Source organism: Ectothiorhodospira sp. PHS-1 (assembly GCF_000225005.1).
In the GTDB taxonomy this organism is placed as follows: domain Bacteria; phylum Pseudomonadota; class Gammaproteobacteria; order Ectothiorhodospirales; family Ectothiorhodospiraceae; genus Ectothiorhodospira.
On record NZ_AGBG01000041.1, the window covers coordinates 1 to 16,967 of the forward strand.

At 63.4% G+C, this 16,967-nt stretch carries 17 protein-coding genes and 1 pseudogene; 11 read left to right on the plus strand and 7 right to left on the minus strand.

Annotated features, from left to right (window positions below):
• Window positions 1-143: 143 nt before the first annotated feature.
• From ECTPHS_RS14655 to glp, 5 genes and pseudogenes are all read left to right on the plus strand, one after another.
• A pseudogene (locus ECTPHS_RS14655) lies at window positions 144-282 on the plus strand (IS1595 family transposase); the annotation flags it as partial.
• Window positions 283-488: 206 nt separating this feature from the next.
• Entirely contained in the window at window positions 489-1,202 is a 714-nt protein-coding gene (locus ECTPHS_RS12620) for an AEC family transporter (RefSeq protein ID WP_008933142.1), read from the plus strand.
• A gap of 49 nt (window positions 1,203-1,251) precedes the next feature.
• Window positions 1,252-1,917 carry a molybdenum cofactor guanylyltransferase MobA gene (gene mobA / locus ECTPHS_RS12625; RefSeq protein WP_008933143.1) on the plus strand — a complete coding sequence of 222 codons (666 nt, stop codon included), beginning with the start codon at window positions 1,252-1,254 and terminating at the stop codon, window positions 1,915-1,917.
• Entirely contained in the window at window positions 1,914-2,924 is a 1,011-nt protein-coding gene (moaA, locus tag ECTPHS_RS12630; protein ID WP_008933144.1) for a GTP 3',8-cyclase MoaA, read from the plus strand. The genes mobA and moaA overlap by 4 nt, the downstream gene beginning before the upstream one ends.
• A gap of 3 nt (window positions 2,925-2,927) precedes the next feature.
• Window positions 2,928-4,193: a gephyrin-like molybdotransferase Glp gene (gene glp, locus ECTPHS_RS12635; protein WP_008933145.1), complete on the plus strand. Its 1,266-nt coding sequence runs from the start codon at window positions 2,928-2,930 to the stop codon at window positions 4,191-4,193.
• 64 nt (window positions 4,194-4,257) lie between these two features.
• Here glp and ECTPHS_RS12640 read toward each other — a convergent pair whose 3' ends face one another.
• The 4 genes from ECTPHS_RS12640 to nagZ all read right to left on the minus strand — a co-directional run bounded on the left by ECTPHS_RS12640 (window position 4,258) and on the right by nagZ (window position 7,209).
• The gene (locus ECTPHS_RS12640) at window positions 4,258-5,010 is read right to left on the minus strand and encodes an S-methyl-5'-thioinosine phosphorylase (RefSeq protein ID WP_008933146.1); all 753 of its coding nucleotides are present in this window, start codon (window positions 5,008-5,010) and stop codon (window positions 4,258-4,260) included.
• 70 nt (window positions 5,011-5,080) lie between these two features.
• Complete coding sequence (locus tag ECTPHS_RS12645; RefSeq protein WP_040406016.1) at window positions 5,081-5,638, minus strand: hypoxanthine-guanine phosphoribosyltransferase; 558 nt, start codon at window positions 5,636-5,638, stop codon at window positions 5,081-5,083.
• 29 nt (window positions 5,639-5,667) lie between these two features.
• Window positions 5,668-6,036 (minus strand): DsrE family protein, encoded by a 369-nt coding sequence (locus tag ECTPHS_RS12650; RefSeq protein WP_008933148.1) that lies wholly within the window; start codon window positions 6,034-6,036, stop codon window positions 5,668-5,670.
• A gap of 126 nt (window positions 6,037-6,162) precedes the next feature.
• Window positions 6,163-7,209, minus strand: coding sequence for a beta-N-acetylhexosaminidase (gene nagZ, locus ECTPHS_RS12655; RefSeq protein WP_008933149.1), 1,047 nt, complete (start codon window positions 7,207-7,209; stop codon window positions 6,163-6,165).
• 450 nt (window positions 7,210-7,659) lie between these two features.
• Here nagZ and ECTPHS_RS12660 point away from each other — a divergent pair, with 450 nt between their 5' ends.
• Both ECTPHS_RS12660 and ECTPHS_RS12665 read left to right on the plus strand, forming a co-directional pair.
• Window positions 7,660-7,929 (plus strand): Lpp/OprI family alanine-zipper lipoprotein, encoded by a 270-nt coding sequence (locus tag ECTPHS_RS12660; protein ID WP_238616635.1) that lies wholly within the window; start codon window positions 7,660-7,662, stop codon window positions 7,927-7,929.
• 334 nt (window positions 7,930-8,263) lie between these two features.
• Window positions 8,264-10,405: a TonB-dependent receptor domain-containing protein gene (locus tag ECTPHS_RS12665; protein WP_040406019.1), complete on the plus strand. Its 2,142-nt coding sequence runs from the start codon at window positions 8,264-8,266 to the stop codon at window positions 10,403-10,405.
• A 53-nt stretch (window positions 10,406-10,458) separates the two neighbouring features.
• Here the strand turns inward: ECTPHS_RS12665 and hemP are convergent, their stop codons facing one another.
• The 3 genes from hemP to ECTPHS_RS12680 all read right to left on the minus strand — a co-directional run bounded on the left by hemP (window position 10,459) and on the right by ECTPHS_RS12680 (window position 12,781).
• Entirely contained in the window at window positions 10,459-10,602 is a 144-nt protein-coding gene (gene hemP / locus ECTPHS_RS14355) for a hemin uptake protein HemP (RefSeq protein ID WP_008933152.1), read from the minus strand.
• A gap of 278 nt (window positions 10,603-10,880) precedes the next feature.
• Complete coding sequence (locus ECTPHS_RS12675) at window positions 10,881-11,498, minus strand: hypothetical protein (protein ID WP_008933153.1); 618 nt, start codon at window positions 11,496-11,498, stop codon at window positions 10,881-10,883.
• Entirely contained in the window at window positions 11,498-12,781 is a 1,284-nt protein-coding gene (locus ECTPHS_RS12680) for a diguanylate cyclase (RefSeq protein WP_008933154.1), read from the minus strand. The genes ECTPHS_RS12675 and ECTPHS_RS12680 overlap by 1 nt, the downstream gene beginning before the upstream one ends.
• 499 nt (window positions 12,782-13,280) lie before the next feature.
• Between ECTPHS_RS12680 and frdA the strand changes: the two genes are divergently transcribed.
• Genes frdA through frdD form a run of 4 tightly spaced genes read left to right on the plus strand, consistent with a single transcriptional unit; the run spans window position 13,281 to window position 16,566 of the window.
• Window positions 13,281-15,041, plus strand: coding sequence for a fumarate reductase (quinol) flavoprotein subunit (frdA, locus tag ECTPHS_RS12685; RefSeq protein ID WP_008933155.1), 1,761 nt, complete (start codon window positions 13,281-13,283; stop codon window positions 15,039-15,041).
• A gap of 12 nt (window positions 15,042-15,053) precedes the next feature.
• Window positions 15,054-15,806: a succinate dehydrogenase/fumarate reductase iron-sulfur subunit gene (locus ECTPHS_RS12690; RefSeq protein WP_008933156.1), complete on the plus strand. Its 753-nt coding sequence runs from the start codon at window positions 15,054-15,056 to the stop codon at window positions 15,804-15,806.
• Window positions 15,806-16,204, plus strand: a complete 399-nt coding sequence (locus ECTPHS_RS12695) for a hypothetical protein (RefSeq protein ID WP_008933157.1) — start codon at window positions 15,806-15,808, stop codon at window positions 16,202-16,204. Before ECTPHS_RS12690 ends, ECTPHS_RS12695 begins: the two co-directional genes overlap by 1 nt.
• Window positions 16,204-16,566, plus strand: coding sequence for a fumarate reductase subunit FrdD (frdD, locus tag ECTPHS_RS12700; protein ID WP_008933158.1), 363 nt, complete (start codon window positions 16,204-16,206; stop codon window positions 16,564-16,566). Before ECTPHS_RS12695 ends, frdD begins: the two co-directional genes overlap by 1 nt.
• Window positions 16,567-16,967: the final 401 nt, after the last annotated feature.

Sequence of the window (16,967 nt, forward strand, 5' to 3'; positions counted from 1 at the left end):
CGCTGGCCACTGAGTGGAGGTATCCCTGCAGCTCCGCTGCCCAAAAAACCGCGTTGACCTCCCCAACTCCCTGGCGATGGTGACGCTGGCGCAGTTGGCGGGGTGTCTACCAATGCCATCGCCGTCATCATCAGACCTCGCTCACCTACTTGGCCGAGTTCGAATACCATTTCAATTAGCGCTACGACCTTAAGGCAATGATTCCACGGTTCCTTGACGGTAGCGACCAAGACACCACCGATGCCTTATCAGCTCCTAAAGCTGGCTGAACCATATGTGTAATCAGGTAACCTTTTACCCATGAATCCACTAAACATCCTGCTGCCCACCTTCGCCCTGGTGGTGCTGGGCCATCTGCTGCGTCGTCATGCCGGTTTCAGCCCGGTTTCTGGTCGGACCTGGAATGGCTGATCTACTACGTCCTTTTCCCCGCCCTGCTGTTCGGCGCCCTGGCCCGCCGCCCCCTGGAACTGCAGAGCGCGGCGGGCATGATCTATACCGGGGTCATCTTCATGACGGCGGGGATGCTGCTGGGCTATCTGGGCCGATACCTGCTCAGGCTGACGGAGACCGAGTTCGCCTCCTCATTCCAGTGCGCCTTCCGCTTCAACACCTATATCGGCTTTGCCATCCTCGGCGGGCTGTATGGCGCCGAAGGGGTGGCGGTGTTCGCCATCCTGGCCGGGTTCATGGTGCCCCTGGCCAACCTGGGGGCGGTCTGGGCCCTGGCACGCCACGGCAATCAGGGCCTGCTGCGGGAGCTGGCCCGCAATCCCCTCGTTCTGTCCACCTTCGCCGGGCTGGCCTGGTCCCTGTCCGGCTGGCCCCTGCCGGAGATGGCGGACACCACCCTGCGCTTTCTGGGCGAGGCCGCCCTGCCCCTGGGCCTGATCGCTGTGGGTGCGGGCCTGCGGCTGGCAGGCCTGGGCAGCCGCCTGCCGGCGGTGACCTACCTGAGCATCGTCAAGCTGCTGCTGGTCCCGACCGTCGCCCTGACCGCGGCCACCCTGTTCGGCCTGACCGGCCCGTATCTGGCCTCGGCCCTGATCCTGGCGGCCCTGCCCACCGCATCGTCCGCCTATATCCTGGCGGTGCGCATGGGCGGAGACGGACAGATCGTCGCCGCCATCATCGCCACCAGTACCCTGGCCGCCGCCGTCACCCTGCCGTTCTGGATCTACATGGGGCGCCTGGGCATCTGATCCCATGGACTGGCCGGACTCCGACCAATGACATAGAATCAGTTGCACTATGCATAGTCCAAACCACCAGATCACCATCACCGGAGCCATCCTTGCCGGCGGCAGGGGAACACGCATGGGTGGTCGGGACAAGGGGCTGATCCCCCTGGCCGGCGGTTACATGGTGGAACAGGTGATCGACCGTCTGCGACCCCAGGTGTCGGACATGCTGCTCAATGCCAACCGGAACGAAACCTTCTACGCCGACCTGGGCCTGCCGGTGGTCGGGGATGACATCGGCGACTATGCAGGTCCGCTGGCGGGACTGGCCGCCTGCCTGCGGGCCAGTCGGCATCCCTGGGTAGTGACCTGCCCCTGTGATGCGCCACTGCTGCCGACGGACCTGGCCCCAAGACTGATACACGCCGCCCATGAGCAGGCGACCGACCTGAGCGTGGCCCATGACGGCGAACGCCTGCAACCTCTGTTCGCCCTGGTACCCACCCGTCTGGCGCAGGATCTGGCACACTGGCTGGCGAACGGAAACCGGAGGACAGGCCGGTGGTTTGAACACCACGGGGCGGCCATTGCCGATTTTTCCGACTGCCCCGAGGCCTTTTTGAACATCAACACGCCCGCGGACCAGGCCGAAGCCATCACCCGCCTGGACACACGCCGGGTTTTGCACACGCAAAGTCATGCAGGCCAGCCCATCGCCGAGGAGCGCAGACCATGAACCAATCGATCCTGCCGCCCCCCCAGTTGATGGACCGCTTCGGGCGTCAGATCACCTATCTGCGCATCTCCGTCACGGACCGGTGTGACTTTCGCTGCGTCTACTGCATGGCCGAAGAGATGCAGTTTCTCCCCCGCCAGCAACTCCTCACCCTGGAAGAAATCGCCTGGATTGCCCAGGCCTTCGTGTCACTGGGCGTTCACAAGATCCGTGTCACCGGCGGTGAACCGCTGGTCAGACGCGGCGTGATGAGCCTGTTCGAAACCCTGGGCACACTCGACGGCCTCCAGGATCTGACCCTGACCACCAACGGTTCCCAACTGGCCCGCCATGCACGGGATCTGCGGGCCGCCGGCGTCACCCGCGTCAACATCAGCCTGGACAGCCTCAAGGCCGACCGATTCCGCCGCATCACCCGCACCGGTGATCTGGCGCGGGTGCTGGCAGGCATCGAGGCGGCCATGGATGCCGGCTTCGATCGCATCAAACTCAACAGCGTGATCCTCAAGGGACGCAACGAGGACGAAATCCTTGACCTGGTGAATTACGCCCGCATCCGGGATCTGGACATCAGCTTCATCGAAGAAATGCCCCTGGGTCTCATCGGCGATCATGACCGGGCCGAGGTGTACTATTCCAGCGACGAGGTCCGGGCCGATATAGAAACCAGACACGCGCTCATTCCCACCACCGAACAGACCGGTGGCCCGTCACGTTACTATCGACTGGACGGCACCTCCATCCGGGTGGGCTTCATCTCTCCTCACAGTCATCACTTCTGCGACAGCTGCAACCGGGTGCGACTCACCGCGGAAGGCCGGCTGCTGCTGTGCCTGGGTCAGGAGCACGCCGTGGACCTCAGGCGGGTGATCCGCTCCCATCCCGGCGACCTGCAGGCCCTGGCCATGGCGATCCGGCAAGGGATGCAGATCAAGCCTCGCGGCCACGAGTTCCAGCTGAACGCACAACCCGTCATCTTCCGACACATGAACCGCACAGGCGGCTGATCCATGGCCCATACCTCCCCCCTTTCCTCCTGCTGTGATGATCATGATCCTGACGCCCTGACACTGGAACAGGCCCGAACCCGGGCGCTGGCGCAGGTGAGTCCGATCCGGGGTCGGGAATGCTTGATGCTGCGCCTTGCCCTGGGACGGGTGCTGGCGGAACCGGTCATCGCCGGTGCCCCTGTCCCGGCCCACGACAATGCGGCCATGGACGGCTACGCTCTCATGGGGGCCGACCTCCCCCGGCAGGGCAAGGCCGTCCTGGACGTCATCGGCACCGCCTGGGCCGGGCGCCCCTTCATGAACGCCATCGGGCAGGGGCAGTGCGTGCGCATCATGACCGGCGCCATGATCCCCCCCGGTTGCGACACGGTGATCATGCAGGAACACGTGGAAGTCCAGGGCCAACGGGTGCATGTGGGTACCGGCCACCGATCGGGAGAGAACATCCGGTCCGCCGGAGAGGATATCCGTGCCGGCCAGACCGTGCTGGCGGCGGGGACACTCATCACGCCGGCCCGCCTGGGCCTGCTGGCCTCCCTGGGGCGGGTGGAAGTGACTGTGCATCGTCGCCTGCGGGTGGCGCTGTTTTCCACCGGTGATGAACTGATCGCCCTGGGGAAGCCTCTCCCCCCCGGGGGGATCCACGACAGCAATCGCCACACCCTGTCCGGCATGCTGACACGCCTGGGGGTGGATCTGATCGACATGGGCGTGGTGCGGGATGCCCCCCAACACCTGCGGGAGGCCTTCGAGGAGGCGGCCCGTTGCGCCGACGTACTCATCACCACCGGTGGTGTCTCGGTGGGCGAGGCGGACTTCGTGCGCGACCTGCTGGGGGAACTGGGACGGATCAGTTTCTGGAAGGTGGCCATCAAGCCCGGTCGTCCCATGGCCTTCGGCCAACTGGGGCAGACCGTGTTCATGGGCCTGCCCGGCAACCCGGTGTCCGCGGCCGTGACCTTTTACCAGGTCGTCCAGCCGGCACTGCGACGGATGATGGGCGAGGCCGATGTCTCCCTGCCGCCCTGCTTCCCGGTGCGCTGCCTGTCGGACCTGAAAAAACGCCCCGGCCGGATGGAGTTCCAGCGGGGCGTACTCAGTCAGGCGGATGACGGCGAATGGGTGGTCCGGGCCACCGGCTCCCAAGGCTCGGGGATCCTCAGTTCCATGAGCGAGGCCAACTGTTTCATCGTGCTGGAACTGGAACAGGGTCCAGTGGCGGCCGGCGGCCTGGTCAAGGTACAGCCGTTTCAGGGGCTGATCTGACTTCGCATGACCCAAGCAAGCCCCTCTCCCCTTGCGGGAGAGGGGTTGGGGTGAGGGGAGCGCTTCACAAGGTGGGAATGATGTTCTCCAGCAGGGTACGGACATTCACCATGCCCTCGGCCACGTTGCGATCCACCTCTTCCATGGTGATCTCGCCCTGCCCCTCTCCACGGCCTGCGGCCCAGTTGGCCACCACGGCACAGGTGGCGTAACACAGCTCCAGCTCACGGGCCAGGGCCGCCTCCGGCATGCCGGTCATGCCCACGATGTCGCAGCCGTCCCGCTCCAGGCGATTGACCTCCGCCGCCGTCTCCAGCCGCGGCCCCTGGGTCGCGCCATAAGTGCCCCGGTCCACGAAATCCAGACCGATCCGGCGGGCCTCCTGGATCAGCGCATGACGCAGCTCCTCGCAGTAGGGATGGGTGAAATCCACATGGGTGACATGACTCAGGTCCGCCTCGAACAGGGTATGGGCGCGGGACCAGGTGTAGTCGATGATCTGATCGGGAAACACCAGCCGGGGCGGCGCCATCTCGGGAGTGATGCCCCCGACCGCGGCCACCGCCACGACCCGGCGGATGCCGGCATTCTTCAGTGCCCACAGGTTCGCGCGGTAGTTGATCCGATGGGGCGGGATGGTATGCCCATACCCGTGACGGGCCAGGAACATGACCTCACGGCCGGCCAGCACGCCATGGGTGATGGGGCCTGAAGGCTCGCCATAGGGCGTGTGCATCACCTCTCGGCGGGTGATCTCCAGGCCCTTGAGGGAAGTCAGTCCGGTGCCGCCGATGATGGCGATGGTGGTATCAGTCATGAGGTCCTCGTTGATGCAACAGACAGGACGGCATCCGCGAGGATGCCGTCCAGGGGAATTGTCGGGGATTTCAGCAACCCTTCACGGCATAGATGCCGGGGGCATTGCGCAGGTATTCCTTGTAGTCCATCCCGTAACCGAAGACATAGCGGTCTTCCACCTCCACTCCCAGATAATCCAACATCAGTCCGGGAACACGCCGATCATGGTGTTTGAGCACCAGTGCCGCGGACAGGACCCTGCCGGCCCCTTCCTCGCGGCAGTAATCCAGGATGCCCGCCAGGGTATGCCCCTCGTCCAGGATGTCGTCCAGCACCAGGACCGTGCGACCCTTGAGCGAGGTCTGCGGCTTCACCAGCCAATGCAGTTCCTCGCCACCGGTGAGCGCGCCCCGATACCGGGTCGCATGGAGGTAGTCCACCTGCAGGGGAAAATGCAGACGTGTCAACAAATGACCGGCGGCCACCACGCCGCCGGTCATGACACACAGTATCAAAGGGTTGCTGTCCGCCAGATCACGGGTGATGGCCTCGGCCATGCGGTCCATGGCCGCCTCCACCTGTTCACGCGACACGAGGCAGTCAGCCTCGGCCAGGACCTGTTTCACATGCTCCGGAGTTACAGACATGGCAACCCTTTCTGGTTTTGACGGAAAGATCAGTAGGTGAATGTCACGGTATCGTCATCCATGGCCTGGCCGATCACATAGGCACCGCCCACGGTTTCCTCGATCTCGGGGATCAGATCATTCCCCCAAAGATCCAGGGTGGGCGTGCAGACCTTGAAGTGCGCACCGGCCTCATGGGCGTCCTTGATGAAATCATACACCGACTTGGTGCTCCCCTCCTGCACGAACAGGTTTTCGGCCACGCCCTTCTTCGCCAGTTCGCCGGCGCGGCCGGTCATGATCACCTCCACCTCGTACTCCATGGCGGCGGCCACGGTGGCCTGGAAGAAGGGCGCCCCCAACTCGGAGGGGTTTTTCGGATCGGTGTTGACCATGATGATCAGTAACTTGTCGGCCATTATCTTGTGTCTCCTCGGGTGGTATTACCTTATGTTGCAAAGGCATTATAGGCACCGGATTCCAGGGCTCACAATGTATAAGAACCGCTTATTCCGGGATCAGTCACGGACGTGGAAACAGGCCTCTCAGACCGGCAACGACAGGTTCTGGTCATCATCCAGCGCCCGTGCGATGCGTACCGCCGCGGCCCATTCCGGGTCGGCTTCCAGGCCGGCCCAGGATGGGGCACGGCGCCCATGCATGCGGGCCAGGCGGGCCATGGACACCGGGTCCGCATATCCCTCCAGGGCATCCAGCACCTGCGAGGCGCCTTCCGGGTGATTGCAGACCAGTACCATGTCACAACCGGCCTCAAGGGCCAGGCGGGCACGGCGGGGGAAATCGCCGAAACTCTCGGTGGCGGCCATGCTCAGATCATCACTGAAGATGGCCCCCTTGAAACCCAGACGTCCGCGCAGCACGCGCTGCAGCCAGAGGGGGGAAAAACCGGCGGGCAAATCGTCCACTTGGTCATACACCACATGGGCGGGCATGATGCCGGCGATACCCTCACGCACCAGCCGGTCAAAAGGCTGGAGATCATCGTGCAGGATCCGATCGAACGGCCGGTGATCCACCGGCAGGGCCAGGTGAGAATCCGCCTGCACCCCGCCATGCCCCGGAAAGTGCTTGCCCACGGCTTCCATGCCGGCTGCCCGCATGCCGGCCACGACCTGATGCCCCAGTTCTCCCACCACCTCGGGGCGACGATGAAAGGCCCGGTCACCGATCACACCGCTGCAGCCGTGGGCCAGATCCAGCACCGGGGCAAAGCTGAAATCCACCCCCACGGCGCGCAGCTCCACCGCCAGCAGCCAACCCAAGGTCCGGGCCGCACGACGGGCGGCCGCCCGGTCACGATCATGCAGGGCACCCAGGGCGGCCATGGCCGGCAAATGGGTGAATCCTTCGCGGAAACGTTGCACCCGGCCTCCCTCGTGGTCCACCGCCACCAGCAGATGGGGGTCCCGCAGGGCATGGATCTCGGCCACCAGGGCCATGAGCTGTTCACGGGATTCGAAATTGCGGGTAAACAGGATCACGCCCCCGACCCCGGGACGCTTCAATAACTGCCGCTCCCAGGCCGTCATCGACGTGCCTTCCAGATCCACCATCACAGGCCCAAGGGGCATGACGCACACTCTCCCGGCTCGGAAAGCGGGAATTGTAACCAAATCCCCACCGGTTTCACGCCACTGAATGCAGAAAGCCGAAGATAAAAAAACGGGGTGCCGAAGCACCCCGCAAGCAGGAGGAGTAAACGATGACCGACATGACCAAGAGGGCCGGATGTCAGACACGTAATGAAAAGCATGAAGCATGCCAGAAAAAAATGCCGAAAAAAGGTGAGTTCCATGACAACACATTGAATGCAATGCACTTTTTTCAGGCAAGACGATAAAATCCGCCCCAACATGGTGCAACGACCGGATGAGTTTTGAACGGGTATTTTTGTGACCGATTAAATATCTTTCGGGGGGATACTATGGATACTTAAAGCCACCTGTTAGAATTCAACTCCCAATCCTACAACCCAGCTTAAACCGGAGGTTCCAATGCAGAAAGGAATGTTCAAAGTGGCCATGGCTTCAGCAGCGGTCCTGACGCTGGTGTTGACCACGGGCTGTGCCACGACCAAGAACCTGGAAGAAAACCGCCAGTTGATCGACAACGCCAAGGTCACCAGTGACCAGGCCCTGCGTACCGCCAACGACGCCAAGGCCGGCGCCGACCAGGCCAATCGCACCGCCAACGAAGCCAACCGCAAGGCTGACCGCGCCCTGCAGGAAAATGCCCGCCTGCGCGAGATGATCGAGCGCATGGAGCGCACCTACCAGCGCCCCGGCAAGTAATTCCCTCCCCGGATTTTCGCAGCGCGGACCTTGCGACCGCGACTGCCCGCCCATGACGAAAGCCCGCCTTATGGCGGGCTTTCTTTTTGCCCGGCCAACACCGTTCCAGACCAGACCGTCGCCATGGCCGGATCCAGGTTTGACAGATCCCAAAAAAATGAATGAGAATGAGAATAATCGTGAATTTTTGATGGAGATCGAAATCCTGATCTCTCGTTCCACAACCCAGCCCGCAAGCCAGCCAATCCCCCTGAGGGCCTAGCCAGCCAGCGTCACTTTTGACCTCACGCAAGGGGATACATCCGTGCCCAAGACATGCCGCACGTCCGGCGACATGCCGAATCGACTCAGATTGACCGCACTGACCGCCGGGGTTTCATTTGCCCTGGCCTCGCCCGCAGCCCTGGCCCAACAGGCCGTGGAGATGCCGGCCATGGTAGTGACGGCCGGTGGCTTCCAGCAGGAAATCGTCAATGCACCGGCCAGCATCACGGTTGTCACCCGCGAAGAACTGGAACAGAAACAGATCACCAACATCGCAGACGCCCTACGGGGCATCGAAGGCGTGGATATCAACGGCCTGGATGCACGCAGCAACAAGACGGGCAACCGAACCATCAGCCTGCGCGGACTGCCCAGCGAGTACACCCTGGTTCTGATCGACGGACGCCGCCAGAATGTCCCCGGCACCGTGGCCCCCAATGCCTTCGTGGACTCCGCCTCAGTCTTCTTCCCACCGGTGGCCGCCATCGAACGCATCGAGGTCATCCGCGGCCCCATGTCCACCCTCTATGGTGCCGATGCCCTGGGCGGCGTGGTCAACATCATCACCCGCAAGCCCGGCGAGCACTGGGGCGGTTCAGCCTCCCTGAGCAGCACTTTCCAGCGCGATGCGGAATTCGGCGGCAACACCACCCTGGAAGCCTATGCCGCCGGCCCCCTGGTGGAAGACCGGCTCTCGCTGCAGGTGTATGGCCGACTGTACGAGCGCGCCGAATCGCGGATCACCTGGCCTGGGCAGAACGAAAGCTTGGTGGACAACCGGACCATGGGACAAAACCCCGCCGGCGCCAATGTGGAAACCTTCGGTGGACGCCTGACCCTGACCCCCAACGTGGACAATGACATCTCCCTGGGGGTCGATATCACCCGTCAGACCTACAACAATGACCGCGGCCAGTTGGGGCGCATCCGCCAGAACAATGCCGGCGCTTTCCGGGATGGTTATGACAAGGAGTTGGGATTCGAGCGAGACCAGGTCTACCTGGCCCATACCGGACGTTACGAGATCGGTATCCTGGAATCCGCCCTCACCTACAACCGCACCGAAACCACGGGCAGGACCATTCCTGAAAATGCCGTGGGTTCGGCTTCGCCCGGGCTGGTCGTGGGCGCAGACCGCAAGCTGGAAAGTGAAACGACCATTCTGGATACCAAGCTCATCACCTTCGTCGGTGACCACACCCTCTCATTGGGTGCCCAGTACATTGATGCGCGCATGGAGGACGGCATCCCGCAGAGCACCTTCAAAAACCGGCAGTGGGGTGTCTTTGTTGAAGACGAGTGGGCCATGACCGAACAGTTTGCCCTAACCGGCGGCCTGCGCTACGACAATCACGATGCCTTTGGCGGACAGGTCACGCCTCGCCTTTACGGTGTCTGGAACGCCTCCCCCACCTGGACCTTCAAGGGTGGCGTGGGACGCGGTTACCGCGCCCCCTACCTGGAACAGCTGCACGACGGCATCATCGGCTATGGCAACAACGGCGAAACCGCGCTGTTCGGAAACCCGAATCTCGATCCCGAGATCAGCACCAACTACGAAGTCGCTGCCCTGTTTGATAACCGGGCCGGTCTGAACCTGCAGGCCACCCTGTTCTATACCAATATCGAAGACAAGATCGAGCGTCCCACCGCGGCATCGGGCATGCCGAATGAGCCCAGCAACATCGGTGAAGCGCGCATTCGGGGTGTGGAACTCAACGGTCGCTGGCAGTTCGCGCCCGACTGGCAGGTGGCCGCCAACTACACCTATACCGATAGTGAAGTCACCTCCTCCATCGTCAGGGGCTTTGAAAAAGGCGACCCCCTATACAGCATCCCGGAGCACATGATCAATACCCGCCTCTCATGGCAGACCAGCCCTGCCCTGAACACCTTCCTGGGCGTGGAATACCGCAGCAGCCGATTCCGCCCGGACAGCTTCCATGAACCCCATCTTGGAGGCGATGCGCAGGGTGCCGCCGAAGCTCTGGGGGATTTCAAGGGTTATACCCTGGTCGACCTGGGTGCCACCTATCGGTTCAACCGCCATGTCTCCGTCACCGGCGTGGTCTACAACCTGCTGGACAAGGACTTCAACGATTATCGCGCCTATCCCTTGCGCAACGATCCGAGCACCACGGCTTACAGCAACGTCTACAACCAGTTGCTGGAACCTCGCAGGCTGTGGGTTTCCATGAACGTGGATTTCTAGACCGATCCTGACATCCACTCCGGCCCTGGCTCAGTGAGCCAGGGCCGGATCTCTCACTTGGTCAGAATCAGTTTCCCCTTGCTGGTGACCCGCAGGGTATAGATCTCGCCCTGGTGCTCGATCCGCAGTTGGCGACGTCCCTCCAGCAGATCCGTACTGGAAAGCAGCCTGCCGCTCAGGGGAGATGCCGATTCCATGCCTGCCTCCTGCGTCCCCTTCCCTCCGCTCAAATGGTGTTTCTGCACCTGATTCATCAGAACAATCTCTCTGCGTCAGGGTCCAGGCCGCCGCGCGCGGCGACCGAACCGATAGTCGATCAGCTGGCAGAGGATTGTTATTGATAATCGTTACTATTGTCAAACTCCATCATGCCTCTACGGGCACTCTGAATCGGGAATTCCCGGCGCGAGGGAATCCAGTCCTGGATTGGGCCTCCTGGACTCCCGCGAAAGCGGGAATCCAACGGCAAGGCCTGTTAATTTCTCCTAGGGGACACCCCCGCCCCGGGGCCAAGATGGCAACGCAACTGCCCCCTGATGAAGCGTTCGGACGACACCTCGCTCCTCAGACCTCGACGATAATCCTCAAATGTGCCCAGCAGACGGGCACAAGCCCCGGGATCCCGGTCATGCTGCCCCCGCACCGAACACAAACTGACCGTCGTGCCATCGAAATAGGCATGGCCTTGCCCCCGATACCGGCCCCCATCGGCCGTGGTCATCAACTGAAACGGCATTTCCATCCCTTGCACCAGATCCACGGCCAAGGGCTCCAGTGGGCGCCAACGTCCCCCCAGCCTGCCCTCGGCCGATGTCAGCACGCACTGGACCCGCTCTCCGTAGCGAGCTTCACGGCGCCGCATTTCCAGTTCCGCCTGCTCACGGGCAGCCTGCGCCTCACGCGCCCTGGCCTCGGCCGCGCGCCGCTCCGCCTGCGCCTGGTCCAGGGCCGCCTGGGCTTCCCTGGCCCGGATCTGCTCCTCAAGGCTGAGCGACACCCATTGTTCCTCGGGAATCCCCAAGGGATAGCGGGTGGCACATCCCGCGGTGAATACCACCAACGCAAGAACGACCAGGATGGTTCTGTTTGTCATCACGGATTCTCTTGCTCCATACGGACCTGATCCCTGCCCGAAGACTTGGCTTCATACAGCAATCGATCGGCCCGGGTCAGCATGTCTTCCAGACCGCTCCCCGGACGCACCACCCCCCCCAGGCTCGCGCTGAGCGACACGGTGGTTCCCTTGATCGTCACTTCCAGGGCGGCGATCTCGGCCCGGAGCTTTTCGGCCAGCAGCCGGGCCTTGTGACCATCCACGTTCTGCGCCACCACACAGAACTCCTCCCCCCCGTAACGGGCCACGATGTCGGAACTGCGGGTGATTTCGAGCAGATGACGGGCCACTTTCCTGAGCACCTCGTCGCCCCCGAAATGACCAAAGCGGTCATTGACGCTCTTGAAGTGATCCAGATCCATCAGGATCACCGCCATCCCCTGGCCGGTCCGGGCCGCGGCCTCAAGCATCATCCGACCGGCATCGGCCAGATAACGGCGATTGTAAAGACCCGTCAACGGATCACGGTTGGCATTTTCCTCCATACTCCGGATCAACTCGATCAGTTCCACGTTCTGATTCACACGAACGAAGAACTCCTCTTCCAGAAAGGGGCGATTGATGAAGTCATTGGCACCCGCCTTGAGCAGGCGGGCGGAGAGCATGCCCGATCCGTAGTTGGACATGCCGATGATGCAGAGATGACTGCGGGAATAACGCTGACGGATGCGGCCGATGAGTGCGACACCATCCATGCCCGGCATGTTCTGGTCGCACAGGACCAGCCGGATGTCCTCGTGCTGCTCCAGCTGTGCCAGGGCCGAGACACCGTCCCGGGCCTCCCGCAGGCGATAACCGTAACGGCGCAACAGTTCCATGAGATAGGCCCGGGCGGAATTGGAATCATCCACCACCAGCACACTGATATGGCGATTCCGGTAGATACGCTCCACCGTGCGCACCACATGCTCGATCTCGGATGGGTTGGTCTTGTTCACATAGTCCACGATGCCCATGTCCATGAGGCCGTCCCGCTCGTTGTCGTTGAGACCGGCGGTCAGCACCAGGACCGGCACGCCCTGGGACATGACCCAGGGCACCACTTCCCCATCCGGGGCATCGGGCAGATTGAGGTCGAGCACGGCCAGGAACAGCGCGTCCTTGCGGGCCAGCACGATCTTGCGGGCCTCTTCCAGGGTGCCGGCCACCTCGACCGTCACACCCTCGATAAGGCTGATGCGATCCGCCAGCAGACCAGCCACGGAGCGGCTGTCTTCCACGACCAGCAGGGTATGCCCCCGCTTGTCCACGTCACTTGCCATGAATCACCTTGGGATGTTCTGAATACGTCATGCCGGCGCATGCGGGAATCCAGCCGCGGACTACTGTCACTCCCGGACTCCCGCCTTCGCGGGAGTGACGACAGGGGACTGGCTCAGTATTTCCCTCGCACCGCACGGTGCCGGGCACAGGTCAACCCTGACCCCTAATATTAGCGTGAAACAAGCCAGTTTTAGCCACAGACACGCCCTTCTCCCCTTGGGGAGAAGGGCCGGAGATGAACGGAGAGTTCGAGATTGGCAGATCATCGCGGCAGAGGAGCCGTGGCCCCGGCACAATCACCAGAATCAGGCCGCCAGCAGGGGCTGCAGGAACGAGGGGGGGCTGACGGACCAGCAGCCAGCGCAGGTGAAAGGATGACCGACTCATACACCGCTGGACGCGGCAGCGAGATCTCATGCCTTTTTTGACCTGGCTGGAAGTGTGCCCACGAGGAATCCTGTTAAAGTATTTACAAACCCTCCACAACGGGATCATTCCATGCAGGTCATCCAGTCCGACGTGGTCATCATCGGCGGCGGAGGTGCCGGACTCCGGGCCGCCATCGCCGTGGCACAGGAAGCCCCGGGGCTTTCCGTGGCCCTGGTTTCCAAGGTCGTCCCCATGCGCAGCCACACCGTCGCCGCTGAAGGCGGCTCCGCCGGGGTGATTCACCCGGATGACAGTCTGGACAAGCATTTCGACGACACCGTCTCCGGCGGCGACTGGCTCTGCGAGCAGGACGTGGTGGAGTACTTCGTCGGCCAGTGCACCCGGGAGATGATCCAGCTGGAACAATGGGGCTGTCCCTGGAGCCGCCGGGACGACGGCAGCATCAACGTGCGCTTCTTCGGCGGCATGAAATCCCCCCGTACCTGGTTTGCCGCCGACAAGACCGGCTTTCACATCCTCCACACCCTGTTCCAGACCTCGCTGCAATTCCCCGCCATCCGGCGCCATGACGAGTTCTTCTGTACCGATCTGTTGGTGGAAGACGGCCGCCTGCAGGGCGTGCTGGCCCTGTGCATCGCCACCGGCGAACCGGTGCTGTTCCAGTGCAAGGCGGCGGTGCTGGCCACCGGTGGCGCCAGCCGGGTCTTTGGCCAGAACACCAATGCCGGCATCGTCACCGGCGAGGGCATGGGCATGGCCTACGCCCAGGGCGTCCCCCTGCGGGACATGGAGTTCGTGCAATGGCACCCCACCGCCCTGCCCGGTAGCGGCATCCTCATGACCGAAGGCTGCCGCGGCGAAGGCGGCATCCTGCTCAACAAGGACGGCCACCGCTACCTGCAGGACTACGGCCTGGGTCCCCTGGACCCGTGGCCCCGCCCCCGCGCCATGGAACTGGGACCCCGGGACCGCCTGTCCCAGGCCTTCTGGCACGAGGACCAGGCCGGCCGGACCCTGCAGACCCCCCACGGCACCGCAGTCCATCTGGACCTGCGCCACCTGGGGGAGAAGAAAATCATGGAACGCCTGCCCATGATCTGCGAACTGGCCCGCACCTTTGCCGCCGTGGACCCGGTCACCGCCCCCATTCCGGTGCGGCCCGCCGTGCACTACACCATGGGCGGCGTACTCTGCGATGTCCATGGCGCCACGCCGCTGCCCGGCCTCTACGCCGCCGGCGAATGCAGCAGCGTGGGCATCCATGGCGCCAATCGCCTGGGCTCCAACTCCCTGGCCGAACTGCTGGTCTTCGGCCGCGCCGCCGGCCTGTCCGCCGCCCGCCATGCCCGTGAAACCCATGGCGCCTCCGCCGCGCTCCAGGCCCAGGCCGAAAGCCGGGCCGCCGTGCACCTGGACATGCTGCGCCGGGAAGGCGGCACCCGGGTGGCCCGGCTGCGCCAACGCCTGCACGAGATCATGGAGGCCGGCGTCGGCATCGTCCGCGAAGGGCCGCGCATGGCACGGGCCTGCGAACAACTGGCGGAACTGCGGGAACAGTTCCGGGCCGGGGTGGCCCTGGATGACCGGGGTCGTGCCTTCAACACCGAATGGCTCACCGCCATCGAACTGGGCCATACCCTGCAGGTGGCCGAGGCCATGGCCCATGCCGCCCTGCTGCGACAGGAATCCCGTGGCGCCCACATGCGCATCGACGGTTTCGAGGCCCGGGACGATGAACGCTTTTTGTGTCACTCCCTCATCCACAGCCAGGGCGACGCCCCGCCCCGGGTGACCCACAGCCCGGTCACCATCACCCGCTCCCAGCCCCGGGCGCGGGTCTACGGCGGCGCCGCCCAGAACCAGTCATAATCGGGGGATACCGTGAGCCAGACCCGCACCATCATGATCGAGTGCCTGCGTTATGATCCCGAGCAGGACCAGGCCCCCCATTACCGGACCTATGAGGTCCCCTTCACCGACGAGATGTCGGTGCTGGAAGGGCTGCAATACATCAAGGACCACCTGGACGGCAGCCTCACCTTCCGCTGGTCCTGTCGCATGGCCATCTGCGGCAGCTGCGGCTGCATGGTCAACCACCAGCCCATCCTGAGCTGCCAGAGCTTCCTGCGGGACTACTACCCGGCCCGCATCCGGGTGGAACCCCTGGAGCACTTCCCCATCGTCAAGGACCTGGTCATCGACCAGAGCGACTTCCTGGGCAAGCTGGAATCCGTCACCCCCTACCTGGTCCCGGCTCAGCCGCTCACCCCGGAGGACGGCCCCAACCTGCAAACGCCCCGGCAGATCGAGGACTACCTGGGGTACGCCCAGTGCATCAACTGCCTGCTCTGCTACGCCGCCTGCCCCCAGTACGGCCTCAACAATGCGTTCACCGGACCGGCCGCCCTGGCCCTGCTGGCCCGCTACAACGCCGACTCCCGGGATGCCGGACAAAAAACCCGCATGGAGGTGGTGAATGCCGAGGAAGGCGTCTGGGGCTGTACCCTGGTGGGCCTGTGTTCGGAAGTCTGCCCCAAGCACGTGGACCCGGCCCGGGCCATCAACCGCAACAAGATCAACAGCACCCAGGATTACTTCCTGCGCTTTCTGGCGCCCTTCGGGAGGGGTTCGTGATGACGCCTGCACCCAAGACCTACGTCCGCCCCATGAACCGCTGGTGGATGCGCCATCCCGCCTACCGCCGCTACCTGCTGCGGGAAGGCACCAGCGTGATGGTGGCGGCCTATGCCCTGTTCCTGCTCGCCGGCATGGTCTGCCTGGTGCTGGGAGAAGCCGCCTTCAACCTGTGGCGGGGCTTTTTGCAGTCGCCGGTGTCGGTGATCTTCCATCTGGCGGCCCTGGCGGCCTTCGCCTTCCATGCCTGGACCTGGTTCAAGGTCATGCCCCTGACCACGCCCCCGCTGCGATTCCGGGGCCGGCCGGTCCCTGACCGGATGATCTTCCGCGCCGCCCTCTGGGCCTGGGGCATCGCCTCCCTGGTCCTTCTGGTGCTTGCCATGAGGTTTCTGTGATGAGAGCCCGTTCCCACGAACCCATCGTCTGGTCCCTGTTCGGCGCCGGTGGCGTCTTTGCCGCCCTGCTGGGCACCATGCTGGTCCTGATCATCGGCATCCTCGTCCCCATGGGCCTGGGTTTTGGTCCCGACGCCATGCATTACGACAGCCTGCGCAGCCTGTTCGGCCATCCCCTGCCGGCCCTGGGCCTGGCGGTGGTCATCAGCCTGTTCCTGTTCCACGGCGCCCACCGCATCTACCACACCCTGCATGACCTTGGCATCCCCGCCTCGAAAAGGATGATGCTGGCCTGCTACGGCAGCGCCGCCGCCGGCTCCGGCGTGGCCCTGCTGCTGGCGGGAATGCTGGTGATGTTCTGAGGGCGGCAAACACTTTACGAACGCCTACCCCCCGGACACGTCATTCCCAAACACGTCATTCCCGTAGACGCCCCCGGACACGTCATTCCCGCGAAAGCGGGAATCCAGGCCACGGCGTGAAAACCCTGGACTCCCGCCTTCGCGGGAGTGACGAAATAAATCTTTGCGGGAGTGATGAAAAATAGCGGGAGTGATGAAAATAGATGCCTCGATTGAAACCGCCCGAGACACCCTCAAGCACTCGGCGGAAGGTTTCCGCCAATTGAACATTTCCCCGCGCATTCCCCCTGCTAGGCGTTAGCCAGGAGGGGGTCAAGCGGGGTTTCTTTTGAGGGGTTTGGTGCCTTGTGATTCCACATAGGCCCGAACCGTCTCCAGGGATACCCCACCGACAGAGCCAA

Excerpts from the sequence above, each read along its gene's own strand:
- ECTPHS_RS12620 (WP_008933142.1), top strand. The coding sequence starts at position 489 with ATGATCTATACCGGGGTCATCTTCATGACGGCGGGGATGCTGCTGGGC.
- mobA (WP_008933143.1), top strand. The coding sequence starts at position 1,252 with ATGCATAGTCCAAACCACCAGATCACCATCACCGGAGCCATCCTTGCC.
- moaA (WP_008933144.1), top strand. The coding sequence starts at position 1,914 with ATGAACCAATCGATCCTGCCGCCCCCCCAGTTGATGGACCGCTTCGGG.
- glp (WP_008933145.1), top strand. The coding sequence starts at position 2,928 with ATGGCCCATACCTCCCCCCTTTCCTCCTGCTGTGATGATCATGATCCT.
- ECTPHS_RS12640 (WP_008933146.1), bottom strand. The coding sequence starts at position 5,010 with ATGACTGATACCACCATCGCCATCATCGGCGGCACCGGACTGACTTCC.
- ECTPHS_RS12645 (WP_040406016.1), bottom strand. The coding sequence starts at position 5,638 with ATGTCTGTAACTCCGGAGCATGTGAAACAGGTCCTGGCCGAGGCTGAC.
- ECTPHS_RS12650 (WP_008933148.1), bottom strand. The coding sequence starts at position 6,036 with ATGGCCGACAAGTTACTGATCATCATGGTCAACACCGATCCGAAAAAC.
- nagZ (WP_008933149.1), bottom strand. The coding sequence starts at position 7,209 with ATGCCCCTTGGGCCTGTGATGGTGGATCTGGAAGGCACGTCGATGACG.
- ECTPHS_RS12660 (WP_238616635.1), top strand. The coding sequence starts at position 7,660 with ATGGCTTCAGCAGCGGTCCTGACGCTGGTGTTGACCACGGGCTGTGCC.
- ECTPHS_RS12665 (WP_040406019.1), top strand. The coding sequence starts at position 8,264 with ATGCCGAATCGACTCAGATTGACCGCACTGACCGCCGGGGTTTCATTT.
- hemP (WP_008933152.1), bottom strand. The coding sequence starts at position 10,602 with ATGGAATCGGCATCTCCCCTGAGCGGCAGGCTGCTTTCCAGTACGGAT.
- ECTPHS_RS12675 (WP_008933153.1), bottom strand. The coding sequence starts at position 11,498 with ATGACAAACAGAACCATCCTGGTCGTTCTTGCGTTGGTGGTATTCACC.
- ECTPHS_RS12680 (WP_008933154.1), bottom strand. The coding sequence starts at position 12,781 with ATGGCAAGTGACGTGGACAAGCGGGGGCATACCCTGCTGGTCGTGGAA.
- frdA (WP_008933155.1), top strand. The coding sequence starts at position 13,281 with ATGCAGGTCATCCAGTCCGACGTGGTCATCATCGGCGGCGGAGGTGCC.
- ECTPHS_RS12695 (WP_008933157.1), top strand. The coding sequence starts at position 15,806 with ATGACGCCTGCACCCAAGACCTACGTCCGCCCCATGAACCGCTGGTGG.
- frdD (WP_008933158.1), top strand. The coding sequence starts at position 16,204 with ATGAGAGCCCGTTCCCACGAACCCATCGTCTGGTCCCTGTTCGGCGCC.